Consider the following 18,929-nt stretch of genomic DNA (forward strand, 5'->3'; position numbering starts at 1 on the left):
ATTATATCACAGAATTGTGTCTTTTTCCACCTTGCCGTAATATGTAAAGGCGGTATGAGACTTCTCCCATACCGCAAAAGGATTATCGCTCATAGGCTCTTTCCTTTGAAACAGGTACGCTGTCGCCCTCATCCGGCGCACCGTCCACCAGCTCATTTTCCCGCTTGTCTACATTGAGCAAGCCGTTTAAGACATTGAGCCGATTTGTCTTTTCGGTCAGTTCTTCTTCCTTGTCAAACGGTTTTTCAACCTCTGCTTTCGCAGTAGCGAATTGCTGTTCGAGGGTCGAAAGCTCCCTGCTTTTTGCCTCCAGCCGTTCAGGAATTTTCTCAATGGCATTGTCGATTCGGGTAATATTGCCGACAGCGTCCGTACCTAAAGAAACGGAACGGGAAAGGCTGCCCTTGATTTTTACCTGATAGGCTTTCTCAAAGGTATCAAAGGAAAGCTCCAAATCAAAGCCTCTGTACTTGCCGAGAGGGACGGGATCAGGCGAGGTCATCTCTTTGCAGGCGTCAATGATTTTCTGTCCGCCTTCCGCTTTTTCGGAATAAGAAACACCCTTAACCTCTATTCCTACGAAGGTATCGTCAAGAGGTTTCGGGTGTTCTTTTGCAAGAGATCTATCCTTTTCCAGCCCCGCAATCGTCTCTTTTATCCGGGCGATTGTTGTCGGGTAATATTTGATGATTTTGTCCTCCAGCTCATATTTTTCGGAAAGATAATTAGACTTCAAAAGGCGCAGCTTCTGCACCTGAATATCCAAGTCCATTTTCTCCTTGATGTGCGGGTTATCTGCCGCAAGCATTTTGATCTCCGCATAGGAAAGAGCAGTAGCGTCCACATCTTCACAGGAACGCACGGGCGATTTGCTCGTCATAATCTGACTTGCGAACTTCTGCTTGCCCTCAACGAGCTGCCAGCAGTATGCGTCAAAAGTGCCTTCAGTAACATATCGGTACAGACCGACCTTTGGGTTTTCGTTGCCCTGCCGCACCGTTCTTCCGGCTCGCTGCTCCAGATCGGCAGGTCGCCACGGACAGTCAAGGTCGTGGGAAGCAATGATCTTGTTCTGCACATTCGTCCCCGCACCCATTTTCTGTGTACTGCCCATCAGGATTCGCACTTCGCCACGGCGTACCTTTTTGAACAGCTCCTGCTTCTTTGTTTCGGTATCCGCCTCGTGGATAAACTTAATTTCCGATTCGGGAATACCACGCTCGATCAGCTTCTGTCGTATGTCCGTGTAGACGGAAAATTCGCCTGTGCCCTTTGGAGTGGAGAGGTCGCAAAATAGAAGCTGCGTCAGCCTTTTATCGCTGTTTTCCTCCCATATACGGAACACCTCATTCACACAGGCGTTGACTTTACTGCCTTCTTCATCGGGCAGCATTGGATTCATCATTCGCTGGTCAAGGGCGAGCTTCCGCCCGTCGTTCGTAACTTTCAGCATATTATCTACGCTGGAATCCACATTGCCGCCCCTTATCTTTTCGGCTCGTTCGCCGAGAGAGGCGACCATATCTTTTTGCACCTGCGACGGCTTCACGGCGATGTTGTGATACTCCACTTCCGGTACGGGAAGATCGAGCATATCCGCCGTTTTGATGTCCGCCACCTGTTTGAACATCGCCATCAGTTCGGGCAGATTATTAAATTTCGCAAAGCGTGTTTTCGCTCTGTATCCTGTTCCTTCGGGTGTAAGCTCGACTGCCGTGACCGTCTCTCCGAACATCGACGCCCAAGCGTCAAAGTGCCGTAAATCGTGTTCTTGCAGCGTTCGGTACTGCAAATACCGCTGAATCGTATATAACTCTACCATACTGTTTGAGATCGGCGTACCCGTTGCAAATACAACGCCACGCCCTCCGGTAATTTCGTCAAGGTAGCGGCATTTCATAAAAAGGTCGGAAGATTTCTGCGCTTCCGTCTGGGCGATACCACCTACATTCCGCATTTTTGTATAGAGATACAGATTCTTGTAATAATGACTTTCATCTATGAAAAGCCTGTCTATACCGAGTTCTTCAAAGGTTACGACATCATCCTTTCTTGATTGATCATTCAGCTTTTCCAGTTTCGTTTGCAGGGATTTTTTCGTCTTTTCAAGCTGCTTGACGGAAAAACGGTCGCCACGGTTTCGCTTTGCCTCCGCAATCCCTTCGATAATATCGTCAAGCTGCTGTTGTAAAACAGCCCTCTGCCGTTCAACCGAAATCGGGATTTTTTCAAACTGCGAATGCCCGATGATCACGGCGTCATAATCGCCTGTGGCAATCCTGCCGCAGAAGCGTTTGCGGTTTTTCATCTCAAAGTCTTTCTTCGTAGCGACCAAGATATTCGCCGCAGGATAGAGCTGCAAGAACTCCGCCGCCCACTGCTCCGTCAAATGATTCGGCACGACAAAGAGGGATTTATTGCAAAGTCCAAGCCGCTTGGACTCCATAGCGGCGGCAGTCATTTCAAAGGTCTTGCCCGCACCCACAGCGTGTGCCAATAAGGTATTCCCGCCGTAAAGGATATGAGCGACCGCATTTTTCTGATGTTCCCGCAGCTCGATTTCCGGATTCATACCACTAAAAATGATATGGCTCCCATCATACTCACGGGGACGGATACTGTTGAATTTGTCGTTATACAGCCGCACCAGCTTTTCCCGTCTTGCAGGATCACGCCATACCCAATCCTGAAAGCCCTGCTTGATAAGCTCCTGCTTCGACTGGGCGATAGCGGTTTCCTTTTTATTGAGGACAGCTTTCTTTTTGCCCTCATCATCTTCGATATAGTCAAAGACACGCACATCTTTCATATTGAGCGTATCTTCGATAATCTTGTAGGCATTGACACGCTTTGTGCCATAGGTATTGTAGGCTTTCAGGTTCCCACGGTCATAGGATTTTCCCTCCACATTCCATTCGCCCGTCAGCTTTGAGTAATGGACTTTGATATTCCATCTCGCATAAACGGGCGTATCCAAAAACTCGTACATAAACTGCTGTGCGACTTCTTCCGGCAGCCAAGTCGTGCCGAGCTGCACGAAAATCTCACTGGCAGTCAGGTCTTTCGGCTGTACCTTTTCCAGCGCTTCCACATTGATTTTGTAATCTTCGGGGTAGACCTCTGCGGATTTTTTCGCCCAAGCGAGCTTTTCCCGCACATTGCCGGAGAGGTATTCGTCCGCCATCAGGTAATTTTGCTCATCACTGCCGCCGTAGCCGTACATCGGATTCAGGAAGATAACGCCCTTCAATTCCTCATAGATTTCCTGCTCGGTCTTGCCCGTAAGGGAACACATATATTCCATATCCACTTGAGCCTTTTCGCCCATAGATACGGCAAGCGCTTCGCTGGCGGTATCCACCGAGGTAACAGGGGTGTGCGGTTTGATCGTCCGCTTCGTGAACATATCCGCCTTGCGTTCAAGCTCCCCATTCTCATCAAGCACCTCCAGTGCGGAAAGCAGGGCAAAGGAGCTGTCCTGCGAAAATGCGGATACATTCGCACGGGAATTGATCAGCCCGTACTTCTTGGAAAAGTTATCGTAAAGCGCATTTAGCTTCTGCTGTTCCTTTTCGACTTCATAATCTGGATAGTCGGCAGTCTGCATTTCAATCAGGCTGCGAACACTGTCCCTTATGGCAATCATACCCTTGATCCGGTTTTCAGCCGTAGCGGAACACTCCACCGGAGTCATTCGGGAATTTTCACGGTAATAGATTTTATCGTCCACAACCGTATAGGAAAAGTTGCGGACTTCGGGATTGGCGGGAATGGAGTTATCTTCTTCGGTCAGTTCCTCGTCCACTTCGTAATCCGTGATCTCTGCGTGGATATTGGAAATGGCTTCGTCCAAAAGCTCGGCAAGGTCAGCGTTTTCATAAGGGATAACGGTATCTTCCTCGCCGAATCTGCCGGACACGGTTTTCCATTCGCCAAGTACCATTTCGGGATGATCGACAAAGTAGGCGTTCATCTTCACGCCGTTTTCATCGGTGTTCAGGTGTACCCATTCCGGCTCAAGGTCAATAAGTCTGTCTCGCTTCTGTAATATCAAAATATCCGAAACGACCTCTGTTCCGGCGTTTCCCTTAAAGGTGTTATTCGGCAGGCGAATAGCGCCGAGCAGGTCGGCTCGCTGTGCGATATATTTCCGCACGGCGGGATTTTCCTTATCCATTGTGCCTTTGCTCGTGATAAGCGCCATCACGCCGCCCGGTCTGAGCTTATCTAAGGATTTCGCAAAAAAGTAGTCGTGGATTAAAAAGTTATGCTTGTTATACCTCCTGTCATTCACTCGAATATCGCCGAAAGGCACATTTCCGATCACAGCGTCAAAAAAGCTGTCGGGGATATTTGCTTCCTCAAAGGCTAAAGCCGCTATCGAGGTTTTCTGATAAAGCTGCTGTGCGATACCCGCCGAAATCTTATCAATCTCAACGCCGTAGATTTTGCTGTCCTGCATAGACTGGGGCAGCATACCGATAAAGTTGCCGATACCGCAGGAAGGCTCTAAGATATTGCCCTCCTTAAATCCCATCTGCTCCATTGCCTTGTAGATCGAGGAAATGACAACGGGCGGAGTATAGAAAGCGGTCAGGGTGCTTGCCCTTGCGCTTTCATACTCATCGGGAGAAAGGGCGGTATAAAGCTCGATAAACTCGTCCGCCCACGAGGAGTTGTTCTCGTCAAAGGCTTCGGGGATACCGCCCCAGCCGACATACTGCGAAAGGATTTCCTGTTCTTCGGGTGTTGCAAAGCGGTTGTCAAACTCACATTCCTTCAGCACCCTGATTGCCTCCATATTCCTGCGGAAGCGTTCTTTTTTGCCTGCCTCCGGCACTTCGTGAGAAGCAAGGTCAAAGGTGTGCCGTTCGGACAACGGGATTTCAGGGTGCAGATCAAAGGTCTGTACCCGTGAGCGCTTCGGCTGGCTGAAAGCAGGCGTGAATGGCTCGGCTTCATTTTGCTCAGGCTGCTTAGCAGATGTGTCCTGCTTTGCCCGTTCCACATAAAGCCATTCGGCAGCTTCCTTTTCGGAAACAGATTTCTTGACCTGCTCCAAGTAGTCGTTTGCCTGCCACTCGCTCTTAAACTCCTCGCTGACGCCTTCATCGTCGATATAGATCGCTTCCGTCAAATCGTCCCAAATGGCATAGCCATCATCGGTTTCAATGACGAAAAATCTTTCGTCGGGCGGAAGCGTATTTTCTCCTGCAATCTGCTCCGCTTGCCTGAGCATTTCATCTGCCCTGTCGTTTGCAAGATAGGGCGAATCAATGATTTCTACACCTTTCGGTTGTGGATCAAGCTCGCTGATAAAATTTTGCGGTATGGTGTTCCCATCTTTATCCTTATAGAAAACGACAGTAAAAGGAACACCGTAGTAATTTTCTTCCTTTATATCCTTTTCCAACTGATAGGGGCTGGTGTATTCAACGCTTTCCCGCACCGTCCCGTCCGTGTGCAGATAGTCGATCCTGCCGACCGGCTTCGACTGCACCGGATCTTCCTTATTGGTCGATACGATGTTTCGGGTGCTGCGCTCTCCGTTTTCAAGGGAAGAAACAACTACATCAAAGCCACGGTCAAGAAGCATATTGACATAAGTTTCCAAGTGGTTTGCCGGAAAGCCGCACATCTGTGTCCGCTGATTGCCGCCGATAGAACGGGAAGCAAGATTCAGCTCCAGCGCTTCGCTTACGGTCTGTGCGTCCGCACCGTAGGCTTCAAAGAAATCGCCCATCTGATACAGCACGAGGCTGTCGGGATTAGCACTCTTAATTTCGCTGTACGCACGATAAGCGTCCGTAAAGCTGCTGCGCTCGTTCTGCTGAACAAGCCGCATAAAGCTGTCCTTTTGCTCCAAACGGGGCTGCGGATTTTGCACAGAGCGATCCATCAACTCCACATTCCAGTCATCTACCCGTGTGATTTCAAAAGGCTTTCCGTCCAAATACACTCTGTCTCCGACTTTATAAGCGGCAGAAAACAACGCTTTTTGCTGTTCCCGTGCCGCCGCCTGCTCAATCCTTGACACTACATCATCGGGCAGTCCGTCCACATAGTAGCGGATTTCGCCCTCGCTGCTGATATGAGCAATCGTTTGGTAATCGCCGTTTTCCTCAACGGCTCTGTTCCAGACGGTAAGACCGTTTCCGAGATAGCCCATACCAATATCAAAGGCTGGCGCTTTAGCCGGATCAGCTTTTCCCTCCGGCTGAAGGTAATCGCCGAGTCCTTCGCTTCGGACAGCCTGAATATAATCGTCTTGCAGGATAGTGTCGGGCGTGATAACTGCCAAAACCTTGTTTTCCATATCCTCCTCAAAAGAGTAGGACGGGCTTAGATCACGGGGTGTAACATAGAATTTTTTAATATCCCCGTCGTAGCTCTGAACAGCCTGCTGGAACTTTCTTAAATCCCCGGCAGTAAAAATCTCCTGCGTTACCCAATACATCTCATTGCCGTTTACCAAAGCGGTTTCCTTGAAACGCATATGGTGGGGAATGAGCTTTTCAAACTCGATAGAATTGAAACGAGGCTGCTGCTCTGCAACCGCCGCCTGATTCATTACCTTCAGGTGGTCATTCATCGGATTTTCCCGTACCCTGCGGTCAAACTCATCCCGTTCCAATTCCTTTTGGAACAACGGATACTGCATATCGTGAAGAACGACACGCTTATCATTAAAGGCAAGGATTTCATATTCGTCAGCGCCCATATACACTGTATCACCGAGATGATAGGCATACGCTGAATTTTCAGGAGTTTCAGATTGTTCGATTGACAAAATCGGATTAAAGTTTCCGGTGTATTCAAATAACTCATTTTCGCCCGGAATATATAGTCTGCCGTTTTCTACGCATTTGAAAATATCTGCTGATGAGCTATTTGCAGCATTATAAAATTCTTCGTAAGAATATGGGTGAGTAGCCCCTTCATAAGCCGACATTCCAAGAGTATTGTTGGAAATAGTTTCATTACTAATCTCTTTTAGCGTCCTTCCGGCAGAGAGTATTCCTGTTGGCTCAAAGTGATAACCGTTGTACTCAAAAGATTTGGAAACAGCCGTATTGTTTTCGGATGGCGCAGATGAGAGGATTTCACGGTTTCTCTGTTCTTCGGCAAGTTCGGCTCGGCGTTCCTCCTGCTTTTCAAGCCACTGCGGGTAAATCTCTTTTTCCTTTGGATTGAGATAACGGTCGAGGCGTATCAGTTCGGCAATCCGCTTCTCTACCTGATTCCAATTCAGCCGGATATGCGGCTTATCGTCCCCGATACCCTTTGAAATCAAAATACCTTTTCCGTCGTGCTGCTCGTCAATCCCTGTACCTGTAATTACAGGATAGGAGCCGCCCCAACCGTATTCGTCTTTCAGAAAATCGGCGTTTTCCTTTGTGGACAAGCTTTTTTCAAACTGCTCATAGATACGGAACTTTCCCTCAGATATGCCGCTCCCACGGGTGAGAACAGCGTCAATGATCTCCTGAGAAAAAGAAAAAGCAGAGGTTTTTTCCTCTGCCTGCATATCCAAAAAGTTCAGTTGTCCATCTACGGAAGGTAACGGCTTCATCGTATCCTGCAATTCGCCGAGCAGCCGCATTGCTTCAAAATGCTGTGCGATTACGCCCCAATCATAGAAGCTCTGCTTTGTGCGGGACAGATAGCTACCCTCCCAAAGCTGAAGCACATTCTGCCAAGTTTTGTACCCGACTCGCCGCCCGTCGCTCAAAATCAGTTCAGTATAATCGTTATTGAAAATACCCTTGATATATTCGGTACGGGCGGCGTTATCGGGATTGCTTTCATAGAAAGCACGAATTTCCTCTTTCGAGGCTTTCAGGTGGGGCGTTGTACCGAGGATTTCACGAATGGTATCGTCCCCGCCGAAAAACGGCAGGCTCTTGTCCTCGTTGCTTCGGTCGTAATAACCTAAGCGAAGATGATCTCCGCTTTCACGATCTCCTGCACTCTGTTCCTCAGATTGTTCATTCCCTGTACCCACTTCATCATATCCGCCGCTTTCAGGCTCTCGGTCAAGCCCTCCTGCGCCGCCATCTGCTTCATCAGGGTTTCTTCCAAGCGGAGCGCTGTCTGCTCGGTTTCCGCCAAATGCTGTGTCAGGGTGCAGCTCGTTAGAAGATTGTAGTACCGGATTTTGTGGTGTTCCCTGAGAAATTTCCGTCTCATCTGAGCGTACCTGCCCAAAGTCACTTCCGGCTGCTTGGGCATTGTCAAGTCGGGAAGATTGTAATCGCCCTGCATTGTGTATGTCAGCTCGTTCATTTTCAAAGCTCCTTTCGCTTTTATTTTCAGCCTTATTGTATTCCGGTTTCTCTCTGTCCGCAATGATGCGATTTTGCCTTTCAAGGGCAAGGACGGTACGGGAGATTTCCCCAAGCCCCATCTCCGCAATATCGCTTGACGCAATACCGAGGGCGTTTAAGGCTTCCGGCGTATTGAAATTTGTAATGACAGAGAAATCCTCCGCTTCAAAAAACGGCTCGGTATCTATCCCAAGCCTTGTCATCATCATATATGCCACGCTGTTTGTTACCGCCTTCTTATACATAGCGGTAATCATATCTTCCGAAAGACCGTAGAGGAAGCTGTCATCTGCGGCATACATCAGATCGCCCAAATAGTCGGGGATATTATCCTCCACGGCGTTTTTAGCGGCGCTCAGCACAGCGTCCGCAAGGCTTTCCCTGTTTTCCAGCTCGCCGAAGGTGTTTTCAAGGGATTCGATCACATCGTCCGTATATTCCGGCTTCATCTCCCAAATCGGGACGGGGCGGGAGTAGCGGCTTGCGTGGGTATCGGAAATATCGAAGTAATGGGTTAAGCGCTGCCTGCTCCGGTCGGCGTCCTCAAATACGGCGATACCCTTTGCGCCACGGTTTACCCAACGCCCGAATTTGTCGTTCCAGCGCTCGATCTCCAGCACTGCCGTTGCGTCCGGTCTTTGGGCGTAGATGAGAAGCTGCTCGTCAAAGCGCAGACGATAGTTCCGGCAGGCGCAACGCAAAAAGGCTTGCCAGTTCTGAACATCGGACACAACAGCGTGTGCGGTACGGCGGTACATTTCAGAAATCAGGTCGTACTTTCGTGCCATCGGTTATACTCCTCCTATCTTTCATAGTCTTTTTGTTTCGGCTTTACTGGAATACCGTTTTTGTCATAGCTTTTCGGATCGGCGGCAGGTGTGCCCCAACCAAACATTGAGCCTGCTTTCATTGCCTCCACCTGAGCTTTCGTCAAGCCGAGCTTTTCGTTCATTTCGTTTACAAGGGCGTTTGTTTCACTTGGTTTACCGCCCTGAATATCCGTGCGGTAAAATCCGCTTTCGCCCTTTTTGACAATGCCGACGCAATTTTCCGTTTGCACGAATACATAGCATTGCTCAGGCAAAGAGGAACGAAGGGGGATCACAGTGTTCCCGTTCTGTTCCATTCGCTCGGCAAACTCACAGATGTGATAAAGATTGCTGCCAACCTCCAAATAGTTTTCATTGATATATCGGCAGGTACGGTCAAGCTGTTCACCGTCGCTTAAAGCAATGCGGATTTTATCTCCATCGGGAATTATGAATTTTTCCTTATAATCCGGCGTGATAAAGCGGATTCCACGGCTCGCTTTTTCCATATGGCGGTCAAGCCATTCCCGCACATAACAGTAGCAATAGAAGTTATAGTCTCCACGGGTAGGGTTACAGCGTATCAGGAAAGCATACTTTTCTGTATCAGCACGGAATCCATACTCGGTGGTGTAACTGCCTTCAAAAGCACTGTCCGGACGACTTTTCGCATACTGTGACATATCGGTGCGGCTTTTTAACAGCCCGTATTCTTCAGAGCGCAGAGCATTGATAACCTCGTCCAGCTCGTTTTTGAACTGGTCTGTTTTCAAATCACGCCTGTGGTCAAACCAAGAGGTAAAAAACTCATTGCCGCCTGAGCCAAAATCGCCTCGCAAATGCCCTATGCAACCTGTCTGTCCCTCTATCTGTGTGCTTTGTGCGTAAGTGTATTTGCATTCTGCTTCCGTAAGGGGATTGATAACAAAATCCATCAGCGTTCGCTCCTTTCTCTGACTTTTCGTAATTCCAAAAGCGACTCATTGGCAAAGTATTCTCTTCGTCGAATCATTCTACCCGTTCGCCGTGCCACTTCGTTCCATCCAATACACTCCGAATGGATATTATCATTCCTGTCCCTAAACATAAATTGAAGTCCGGCGTTGTTATATACAATTTTGAATGGTTTATATGGCGTGTGATCATCAGCCGGCAAGCTAACTGGATTATATCCATTGGGTGCAAACAGTGCGTTTAACTTTTCTCCAAATTCCTTCTGTGACAAAGGTTGTGACTTATAAAGCTCGCATATCCTTTCCTTGCAACCCGCAATAGGATTTCCAGAAACATCTAAAATGCCAATGCGGATTATTTCGTCAATGAGTAATTCACGATTCTCACCACAGTTAGCATATTTAATTTTTTCGTTAGTAACATCAGAAAGCATACTTACCTCTCTTTCTCGGCTGCTGTTCTTTGTTTCGGTATGTGGAAACCATAGACTGCCGCAATTTCATCTCCAAGCCGTTTTGTCACCTTCGTTATATCTGCCCGTGTAGCTTTTCCAAAATAGATTTTTTCCTGCAATCGTTCAATCTGTTCCGGCGAAACAGTATCCTTAAACACACGGTACAAATAGTGATTTGTCCCATCGTGATGAACAGCGTCGGCACGAAGATCGCCGTACTTATCCACATACCATTCAGTCATATCCGTATCGGAATACAGGCAGTCCTTGATGTTGCCGGAATCAATCATTTTATAGCCCATCACTCTGCCGTTCCATCTGCCGATGTCGCCGATAACGATAATCGGCTGAGAAAGCTGGACATTGAGATTTTCCCGTTCATCGGAAAGATACTCGCCATTGGTTTCAACCATATATTCATACAGCTTATGTTCGTCGTTTGGATCTCCGTCAATTTCATTGATTTCAAGGAAATCCTTATAATTGTCACGCCAATCATCAGGGTTGAGATTTATATCGCTCCAGATAATATGCTTATCCGTCGCTCTGTTCTGACTGCTGCTCATCATCAGCACCTCCCAAATAGGAAAAGAGCCTGTTTTTTGCAATCTGCTCCTGAAGCTCTGTAATAACCGTCATATCGGAAACGGAAATATCGGGGATTTTCAAAATACTTTGCAGGCTCAGCGCCTTCAAGTCCTTTTCAGTTTTGCAGCCGGAATCGTAAAGTTTTGCAAGCACCTTTACTTTCTGCTGCAAAGCGGTATTTGTACTTTTTTTCGCTGCCATTTCTTTTACCTCCTGTCTTAGCTCTTAGCGTAGTCGGAATAGACACGCTGCATTTTATGCCTTGCTCTGCGCACTTCGGGGGAACAGCCAAGTTCAGGGTATTTTGCCTGAATTTTTTGTCGTGTCCTTCGGATACTCTCAAAACAAGGGATACCGTAAGCCTTGTAATTGCTCATCACATCTTCAAAGCTGAAATGGCTGATACCGTGGGTATCATAGATACACGCCTTGCTGACAAGCAAATACAGCTTCATATCGTCATTTCGTGCTTCGGGGTGTTCCTTTAACACCGCAAGCACTCGGTTTTCAATCGTTTTCAAGTTTCTCATTTAAGCCTCCCAAAATAGAAAAAGGGGGGGCGGAGTTTTTAAGCCCCGCCCCGCAGAAGTTCTTACTTTTTCTTTCTGTTACGGATCTGCAAAAAGATAAAGCCGCCTACGATAAAGGCGACCAAAGCAATTCCGATGATCGCTTTCAGTTCCATCAGTTATCCTCCTTCTTCTTTTTCTTAAAACCGATGATACCGCAAGCCGCAATGCCTGCTACCGATACGCCCGCAAGAGTAAGCCAAAGACCGAGTTTGCTGTTATCTCCGGTTTTCGGTGTATCTCTCAGCTCGTTGTGCATTTCAACGACCGTGGTAGAGCCTACCTGTACCACAGCCTCCTTGTCGGAAGGCAGGATATACATAGCGGAAACAGAATTATTTACTTCGGAAATCTTGTACTCGCCGATCCGCAGTCCTTCAATGAAGATTTCGCCATTTTCGTCCGTTTCAAGGGTAACATCATAGCCGTTTGCTCCGGTAATGCGGAAAGCGAAACCTTCCACCTTTCCGTCAGACGATGTTTTCACGATTTTCAGGTTTCCACGCATAGGCGCATTTGCGAAGCCTTTGCCCTCCGTGTTTTCCACCTGATAGGTCTTACCGTCCGTGTCGATGAATACCTCGTACACACCCTCGTCAAGAACGAAGTCCTCCGGCGCTTTGCTTTCTTTCACAAAATAGCGTCCGTAGAGCAAATCGTTCATTTCATACTGCCCGATTTCCTTTTCGGTCAGTGTCCCAATCAGCTCGTCCTCACTGTCAAGCTCGCCGTTGTCATTGGAATCCTTGTAGACTTCAAAAACAGCGCCTGCCAGTTTGGTATCTGTATATTCAGCGTCCACTTTCGTAAGAGCGATATTGCCACGCACCAACTTATTTACGATTTCAATCTCAATAACTTGCTCATTCTCTGAAATGTTTACATCGTAAACCGTTTCATCAAGGACGAATCCGGTCGGCTGCTTGATTTCACGGATATACCAGCTTCCGTAAGGCACATTCTCAAAGGAGAAGCTGCCATCGTCGCCGGATACGGCGGTCATCAGGGCGTTTTCTTCGGTAAATTCCACATCATTGCTCTTAAACAGACCAATGAGCGCACCGCCGAGTCCATCGCCGTTTTCGTCAACCTTCTTACCTGATACAGAGCCGTAGATCAGCTTATTTTCCATCGGCTCACCATTATTCACTGCAATCGCTACCGTTGCAGTTTCCTGTCCCGCATATTCAAATACAACGGGATATTTTTCGCCGCTGAGCTGATAATGCTCATCAGTCGCCAGCTCTTTTACATAATAGCTGCCCAAAGGCAGGTCAGTCCCTACGGTCGCTCTGCCGTTTTCATCAAGCGTGATGATTTCAAGCAGACCGTCTTTCGGAATGGAAGTGCCGCTTGCGGACACAAGCTCCTCATCGGCGAACAAGCCGAAGCTGATATTTTTGATTTCTCCGTTATTGCCGATACCAAACAGTTCGTTTGTCTCCAGCGCTTTTTCAAGGCTTACCTCAACCTTCTGCCGTTCATTGACAAAGGAAGTCGCCGTTTCGGTTACAGCTACATTCTGTCCGGCGTAAATGAGTTCTACGGTATGGACTTCACTGCTCAGCACCATTCCATAGCCTGCCTTGACCTCTTTTATCTCATATTTTCCGAGGTAGAGTTCCTTGCTTTTTGCAAAGCCGGTTTCATCGGTCGTAACCGTATCGACCAGCTCGCCCTTGCTGTATCGGAGAGTTCCGTCAGGCGTTACCACATCTTCGGCGGCACGGATTTCATAAACGGTATCCGGCAGCCCCTGTGTTTCATAGACCGGCTGATAGATAACGGGAAGCTCCTGCCCGTTTTCATCTGTTCCGCCGCTTACCGAAACGCCGAAGAATACCTCGCCCGTTTTTTCAATGCTGATCGTGCCTTTCTGCGGCATATTGGTTTTTTCAACTTTTATCACTGTTACCCCGCTTTCCTCAGAAGAATTTTCTTCCGTGACATCAAAATAGACGGGCGTAGAATCAAGGACATATCCATAAGGACTCTGTACCTCAACGATAGAAAAGCCCTGACCGTATGGCAGTGTTTCCGGCGTTACGAGCGAGCCGTTAGCGTCGGTATAGAAAGTGTCAACGGTTGTCGGGGTAGGATAGGTAAACTCCATCGTGATAAGATTGCCGGACGGATCATAAATCTGGAATCCTGCGCCCGCATAGGGAATGGTCTTGCCCGTTTCTGCGTCTACCTTGACTACTTGGATATAGCTTTCAAAATTGCTGTTGTTAATCAGATAGCGGTAGGTCTGGGCGTCCTTTGCGATGAATACATCAAAATCGTCCATCAGCTCCCTGCCTTCCCAGCCGGATACCTGATGAACGGTATATGTGCCGTAAGGCATATCCTTTGTCTGTGCAAAGCCATTCTCATCGCAGATGAGCGTATCACGCTCGGATTCCTTTGCGTTCGCAAAAGAGCCTGCGGATTTGAGATACACTTCAAAAACTGCGCCTTCTTCGGGCGTTTCAATCTGTGTTTCGCCATCGTCCGTATGTTTGATAATGGCGATATTGCCCTTGATGACCTGTTCTGTTACATCATTTGCGGTCTGGTTATGCTCGATGGTATAAAGCTCCGGCTCTGCGCCGACCTTATGGACGGTCGGATCGAGCAAATAGCCTTCACTCGGCTCCAGTTCCTTGATCGTCCAGTCCGCACCGCAGATATATTCTTTTGTGGTAAACTGACCGTTTTCATCGGTATAGTATTCATCAATGAGCTGTTCGCCTTTGAAAATCCCGTATTTTGCGCCTGCAAGCGAGGCATTGCCCTGAGCCGTTCCCGTCTCAGCGTCGCTTTTTGTGACGGTAACGGTAAACTTCTTCAGGATATTTGTGAAATTGCGGGTAGTGACCTCATTCCACTTGACGGGTGCGGTCTGATCTGCGGGAATGACATAACGGATTGCGGTATCCACTTCCTCGATGGTGTACGGCGTTGTGCCGCTGATCAGCACATCTTCAAAGGTCGCCACACCGTTTTTATCCGTAACGGCATACTCGTCCACGGCAATGCCGGAGAGCGATGTGCCGTAAAGATGGAAGGTCACGCCTTCATTGAAGTTATCCTCCGAGGATTTGATAACCTCAATATCGCCACGCTTCAGCGTGTTGTTGAAGTTGACGGTCGCAACCTGTCCCGCAACTACGGTTACTCTGCGGGACTCCTGCGGCTCGTAGCGGTCATATTCCTGCTCGGTTACGGTATATACTCCGGGCATTAGGTTATCGACCTGAATCTGACCGCCGTTTTCTGTCTTAACGGTTTTATCAATGCCGTTGCCCTGAATACGGAAGGAAATACCGTCAACTTTTCCGTCCTCACTGGTTTTGACGATTTTCGCTGATCCATAGGAAACCTTTAACTTAAGGAATCCCTTAACCGGATCATTGACCGTCTGAGCATAGGTTACGGTATCCTGCACACCGCCGTTCGGCCCATAGATACCGTCCGTCCAAGTGATAACGCCCTTTCTCTGAGCTGTTTTCTCTGCGGTAATCGTCAGCCCATCGCTCGGCGCTTTTTCAGCAGTGATCGTCAGCTTGTTGCCGCTTACGGAGAACTGAACACCCGAATTATTGGACGAAAACTTATATCCGGAAAGGACATTGTTGCTGTCCGTCAGCGTAACCGTGTATTTAGAGCCATCCCATTTAAGCTCAATTTCCTGTGCGCTTCCCGGCGTTTTGGAAAGGAAGCTCGGCAGCTTGGAATGCTTCTGCACACTTGCAGCCATTGAATTGTAGTAGCTCATAATCTTGTCATAAATCGGGTGGCTGCGACTGATCTGATCCAGAACAGCGTCCCTGCCGCCTGTGCTGACCTTGTTAAAGTTTTCATCACGCTCGCCGATCACGGTTTCCCAAATGAGAAGCTGTGTAGCGACTGCGTGAGCCAGCTTATCGCCGCCCTCGTTCTGAGAACGCCACGAGGTTGAGATTGTTCCCGTATAGCCGTACTGGAAGATACGACCAATGAACAGCTTAATATCGTCAGGAGAAATGGTGCTGTTATAGGACGCAGGGTAGTTGTCCCAAAAATCCTCGCCCTTTTTGGTAAAGCTGTCTCCGGTCTGCTGCGGGACGCCGATCTCAATACAGTAGCAGATATTTCCGTTGTACGATCCCATCGCACGGACGGTTGTATAACGGGAAGTGCCTGTTTTCCAGCCGTTCATAAAGGTAAGGCTGCCGTGTCCCCATTCGGCGTTGTAATTCGAGTCCCCATCACGGGGATATGAGATAAGGTACACATCGTCCGTTTCCTCTGCGGCATAGGCAGTCGTACCAATCCCTACAAGGGAAGTCACGCACATCAGCGCTGCAAGAAACAGCGACATAATGCGCTTTGGTTTCTTAATTTTCATCTGAAATCCTCCTTGAAAAAGAAAAACGCACCGTTTTTTTCGGTGCGTCCTCAAAATGGAATATTAAATTTAAGCATAGCAGATATAGATGTCGTAGATTCCGTCAGAGACTTCCTCCGCCCAAATCCATACGGCTGTGATTTCTTCGTCAGCCTTGTACCGATCCAAGCGGCTGTGAATATCCCTTTCAAGATATTTGCAGTGCGCTCCGGCTCGGATCGGATTATCCCAACAGTAAATTGCCTCGCTGTCTAACAGAAGTCCCACACTCTGAGCGTAGCCTTTTACAAAGGAAATCCAGTAGTCAATGTCAAAGTCGGTTTCGGTTTTGCTCGGTGTTTCTTCCGTTTCAGGCGGCTCAAGCGTTTCGCTTTCTTTTGGAATATCCGGCTGCGATGTGGATACGGAATGTTCGGTCTTATCCGCTTTATCGGGCTGTTCGGCGGACTGTGCCGCCTGCCCGCTTTCAGAAACAGTCTGAGGCTGTTCGGAGCTGACCGTATCCGTTTCCGTCGTTTCTTCCTGCTTTTCCGGCTTTACTTCCTGCACGGCTTCAGGCGTTGTTTCAACCTCCTTGCTTTCCTTTCCCGCAGGTGTTTCGGATTCAGAGGTGCTTTGAACACTCTCCGAAAAAGAAAACGGCTGCGGCGTATCTTCATTCGGCGGGGCATTGTTGCAGCCTGCAAGCACAGTCAGCAAAAGAGCCAATAAAAAAACAATCGTTTTTGTTTTCATTGCGTTTCACTCCTTTTCTGCCGCCATTGTAATGCGAAACAGCATTTCAGGCAAAGGTGTGAAACGAAGGTTAATCTTACATCATAGGGCATACCTCCTGTGCTTTGGAATGGTGCGTTTTTCTGAGATAGATTGAGTTAGGTGAGATAGCTGTAATCAGGAGAGATAGTTTTATTCTTTCGGATAGTGAGATAGTTTAGGGGTTGGAGTGTGAGGAAGGGGAAGAAGAAAAACACACTCCGCCTTACCTGCTGTCACGCTCGGCACGGTTTCGCAAAAACTTGTTGTAATGCTCCAGCGCCTTGCAGACATACTCCTCCGTTTGGTTGATGGGGATATTTTTCGGAATCAGGTTTCGCACCCTGTCCCCACGCAAAACAATCTTCTCACGCTGATTCGGCTTTTCCTCGCTCATAATTGCAGAGATTGCCTCCGTAGTCAGCTTGCCTTCCTCGAAAAACTTCCGCATACGGATTGCCTGATCGTGTGACGGGGTACAATCGTTTAAGTCGATTTCGTCCACCAAATCCCTCTGGCAGTCCTCGTTCAGATAGGACAGCTCAACGGCGGGGCGCATTTTAATCCTGCCCTCGTCCACAAATTCAAGCAGTTCGGGGACAAGGTTAGTCAAGCGGATATATCGGCGAACTTGATCTTTGCTTTCGCCTACTTGTTCAGCGAGTTCACTGTCAGAACGCCCTTTTGAAAAATTAGTCGCCACTGGCGACGCATTTTCTTTTCTCGGTCTGCCTGCCTGTCTTTTCATAGCGTCAAGCCGCATTTTATATGCGTGGGCTTTCTCCGAGGGAAGTATCTGCGACCTTTGGAAGTTGCTTTCGACCATTAAAATCGTTGCTTCATCACGGTCGAGGTCTACCACCTCACAGCGCAGCGTTTCAAATCCGGCAAGCTCGCAAGCCCTTTTTCGCCTGTGTCCTGAAATAAGCTCGTATCTTCCGTCCTCCTTCTGCCTTACGGTAGCGGGAGTAATCACGCCACGCTCTTTGATACTTTCCACAAGCTGAAACATATCCTCATCTTCCCGCACCTGAAACGGGTGGTCGGGAAAATCGTCGATTTCCTCAAGCGGAATATCCCTGATTTTTGACAGCTTCGCTTCGTCCCTTTCCTCCTGAGAGGAAAACAGCTCATCGAGCGTGTTCGTGGGCAGCGTGAAGTCGCTCTTTCTGCCTGCCATCGGCTAACACCTCCTTTGTGAAACTGGCGTAAGCCTTAGACACCGGACTGTTCGGCTCATAGGTGTAGATACTTGTCCCTTTAGAAGATACCTCTGCGGCTTTTACGGCTGCCGGAATCATTGATCGATATATCCTGATATGGCTGCCGAAATTCTCCCTGAGCGCTTCCACTGTGCTTTTCGCAAGATTTGTCCTTCCGTCCACAAGCGTCAGAAGAATACCGTCGATTTTCAAATCGGCGTTTGTGTGTTTCCTCACTTTCGCAATCGTCCCCAAAAGCTGCGTCATTCCCTTAGCGGGAAGATACTGCGCCTGAACGGGGATAATCACGCTGTCCGCCGCCGTTAGAGCGTTAAAGGTAATCATGCCCAAGCTCGGCATACAGTCAATAAGGACATAATCGTACTTGTCTTTTACAAGGCTCAGATAATTCTTCAGGACGCTTTCTCGGCTCATCGCCGTTACAAGCGTCATTTCCAATGACGATAGACTGAGATTGGACGGTACAAGGTCTACTTTCTCTTTATGTTGCAGAATACCGTCAAAAGGATTTTGCTCCTGTTCCGATATGATTGCCTGAAGCTTCTCTGTCAGCGTTACGGAAAGACTGTCGGTATCCCTCCAGCCGAGGCAGGTCGTTAAATCGCCCTGCGGATCAGCGTCAATCAGAAGCACCTTTTTCCCTTGCATAGCAAGTCCGACGCCTAAATTGACCGTAGTCGTGGTCTTGCCCACACCGCCTTTTTGATTGCATACCGCAATGGTCTTGCAGTTTGACATCTCCGGCTTTACCTCCTTTCATAGATTTCACAGCCTGCCTCAATAAGAGGCGGCTATGTAAAGACCGCAGTATTTGTTCTCAACGCCCCCTGCGGAAAGCGATTTGCTTTGTACGGGAAGCGCTAAGGTTACAGTTTGCGAA

General features: G+C 48.4%; 10 protein-coding genes and 1 pseudogene. All 11 read right to left on the minus strand.

All coding sequences use genetic code 11. The features are described 5' to 3' along the window. Positions 1-82 precede the first annotated feature (82 nt). Positions 83-5,977 (minus strand): annotated as a pseudogene (locus tag OCV72_RS16580) (MutS N-terminal domain-containing protein); the annotation flags it as partial. A 1,955-nt stretch (positions 5,978-7,932) separates the two neighbouring features. Further along, positions 7,933-8,286, minus strand: a complete 354-nt coding sequence (locus OCV72_RS16860) for a TnpV protein (RefSeq protein ID WP_081020997.1) — start codon at positions 8,284-8,286, stop codon at positions 7,933-7,935. Positions 8,287-9,129: 843 nt separating this feature from the next. Continuing rightward, a complete protein-coding gene (locus tag OCV72_RS04375; RefSeq protein WP_055282128.1) occupies positions 9,130-10,071 on the minus strand; it encodes a hypothetical protein in 942 nt (313 codons plus the stop codon). Beyond that, on the minus strand, positions 10,071-10,523 hold the full coding sequence (locus OCV72_RS04380) for a hypothetical protein (RefSeq protein WP_055282130.1): 453 nt from the start codon (positions 10,521-10,523) through the stop codon (positions 10,071-10,073). The genes OCV72_RS04375 and OCV72_RS04380 overlap by 1 nt, the downstream gene beginning before the upstream one ends. A gap of 2 nt (positions 10,524-10,525) precedes the next feature. Further along, a complete protein-coding gene (locus OCV72_RS04385; RefSeq protein ID WP_055194958.1) occupies positions 10,526-11,113 on the minus strand; it encodes a hypothetical protein in 588 nt (195 codons plus the stop codon). Next, positions 11,079-11,333: a hypothetical protein gene (locus OCV72_RS04390; protein WP_055194960.1), complete on the minus strand. Its 255-nt coding sequence runs from the start codon at positions 11,331-11,333 to the stop codon at positions 11,079-11,081. The genes OCV72_RS04385 and OCV72_RS04390 overlap by 35 nt, the downstream gene beginning before the upstream one ends. A 17-nt stretch (positions 11,334-11,350) precedes the next feature. Beyond that, positions 11,351-11,662, minus strand: coding sequence for a hypothetical protein (locus tag OCV72_RS04395; RefSeq protein ID WP_055282132.1), 312 nt, complete (start codon positions 11,660-11,662; stop codon positions 11,351-11,353). 154 nt (positions 11,663-11,816) lie between these two features. Then, positions 11,817-16,073 carry a SpaA isopeptide-forming pilin-related protein gene (locus tag OCV72_RS04400; protein ID WP_055282134.1) on the minus strand — a complete coding sequence of 1,419 codons (4,257 nt, stop codon included), beginning with the start codon at positions 16,071-16,073 and terminating at the stop codon, positions 11,817-11,819. Positions 16,074-16,142: 69 nt separating this feature from the next. Continuing rightward, a complete protein-coding gene (locus tag OCV72_RS04405) occupies positions 16,143-16,808 on the minus strand; it encodes a hypothetical protein (protein ID WP_055282136.1) in 666 nt (221 codons plus the stop codon). 244 nt (positions 16,809-17,052) lie between these two features. After that, the gene (locus tag OCV72_RS04410; RefSeq protein WP_055282138.1) at positions 17,053-18,006 is read right to left on the minus strand and encodes a ParB/RepB/Spo0J family partition protein; all 954 of its coding nucleotides are present in this window, start codon (positions 18,004-18,006) and stop codon (positions 17,053-17,055) included. Next, positions 17,957-18,787: a ParA family protein gene (locus OCV72_RS04415; protein ID WP_055282140.1), complete on the minus strand. Its 831-nt coding sequence runs from the start codon at positions 18,785-18,787 to the stop codon at positions 17,957-17,959. Before OCV72_RS04415 ends, OCV72_RS04410 begins: the two co-directional genes overlap by 50 nt. Positions 18,788-18,929: the final 142 nt, after the last annotated feature.

It is taken from the genome of Dorea amylophila, assembly GCF_025567265.1.
GTDB classification, from domain to species: domain Bacteria; phylum Bacillota; class Clostridia; order Lachnospirales; family Lachnospiraceae; genus Dorea_A; species Dorea_A amylophila.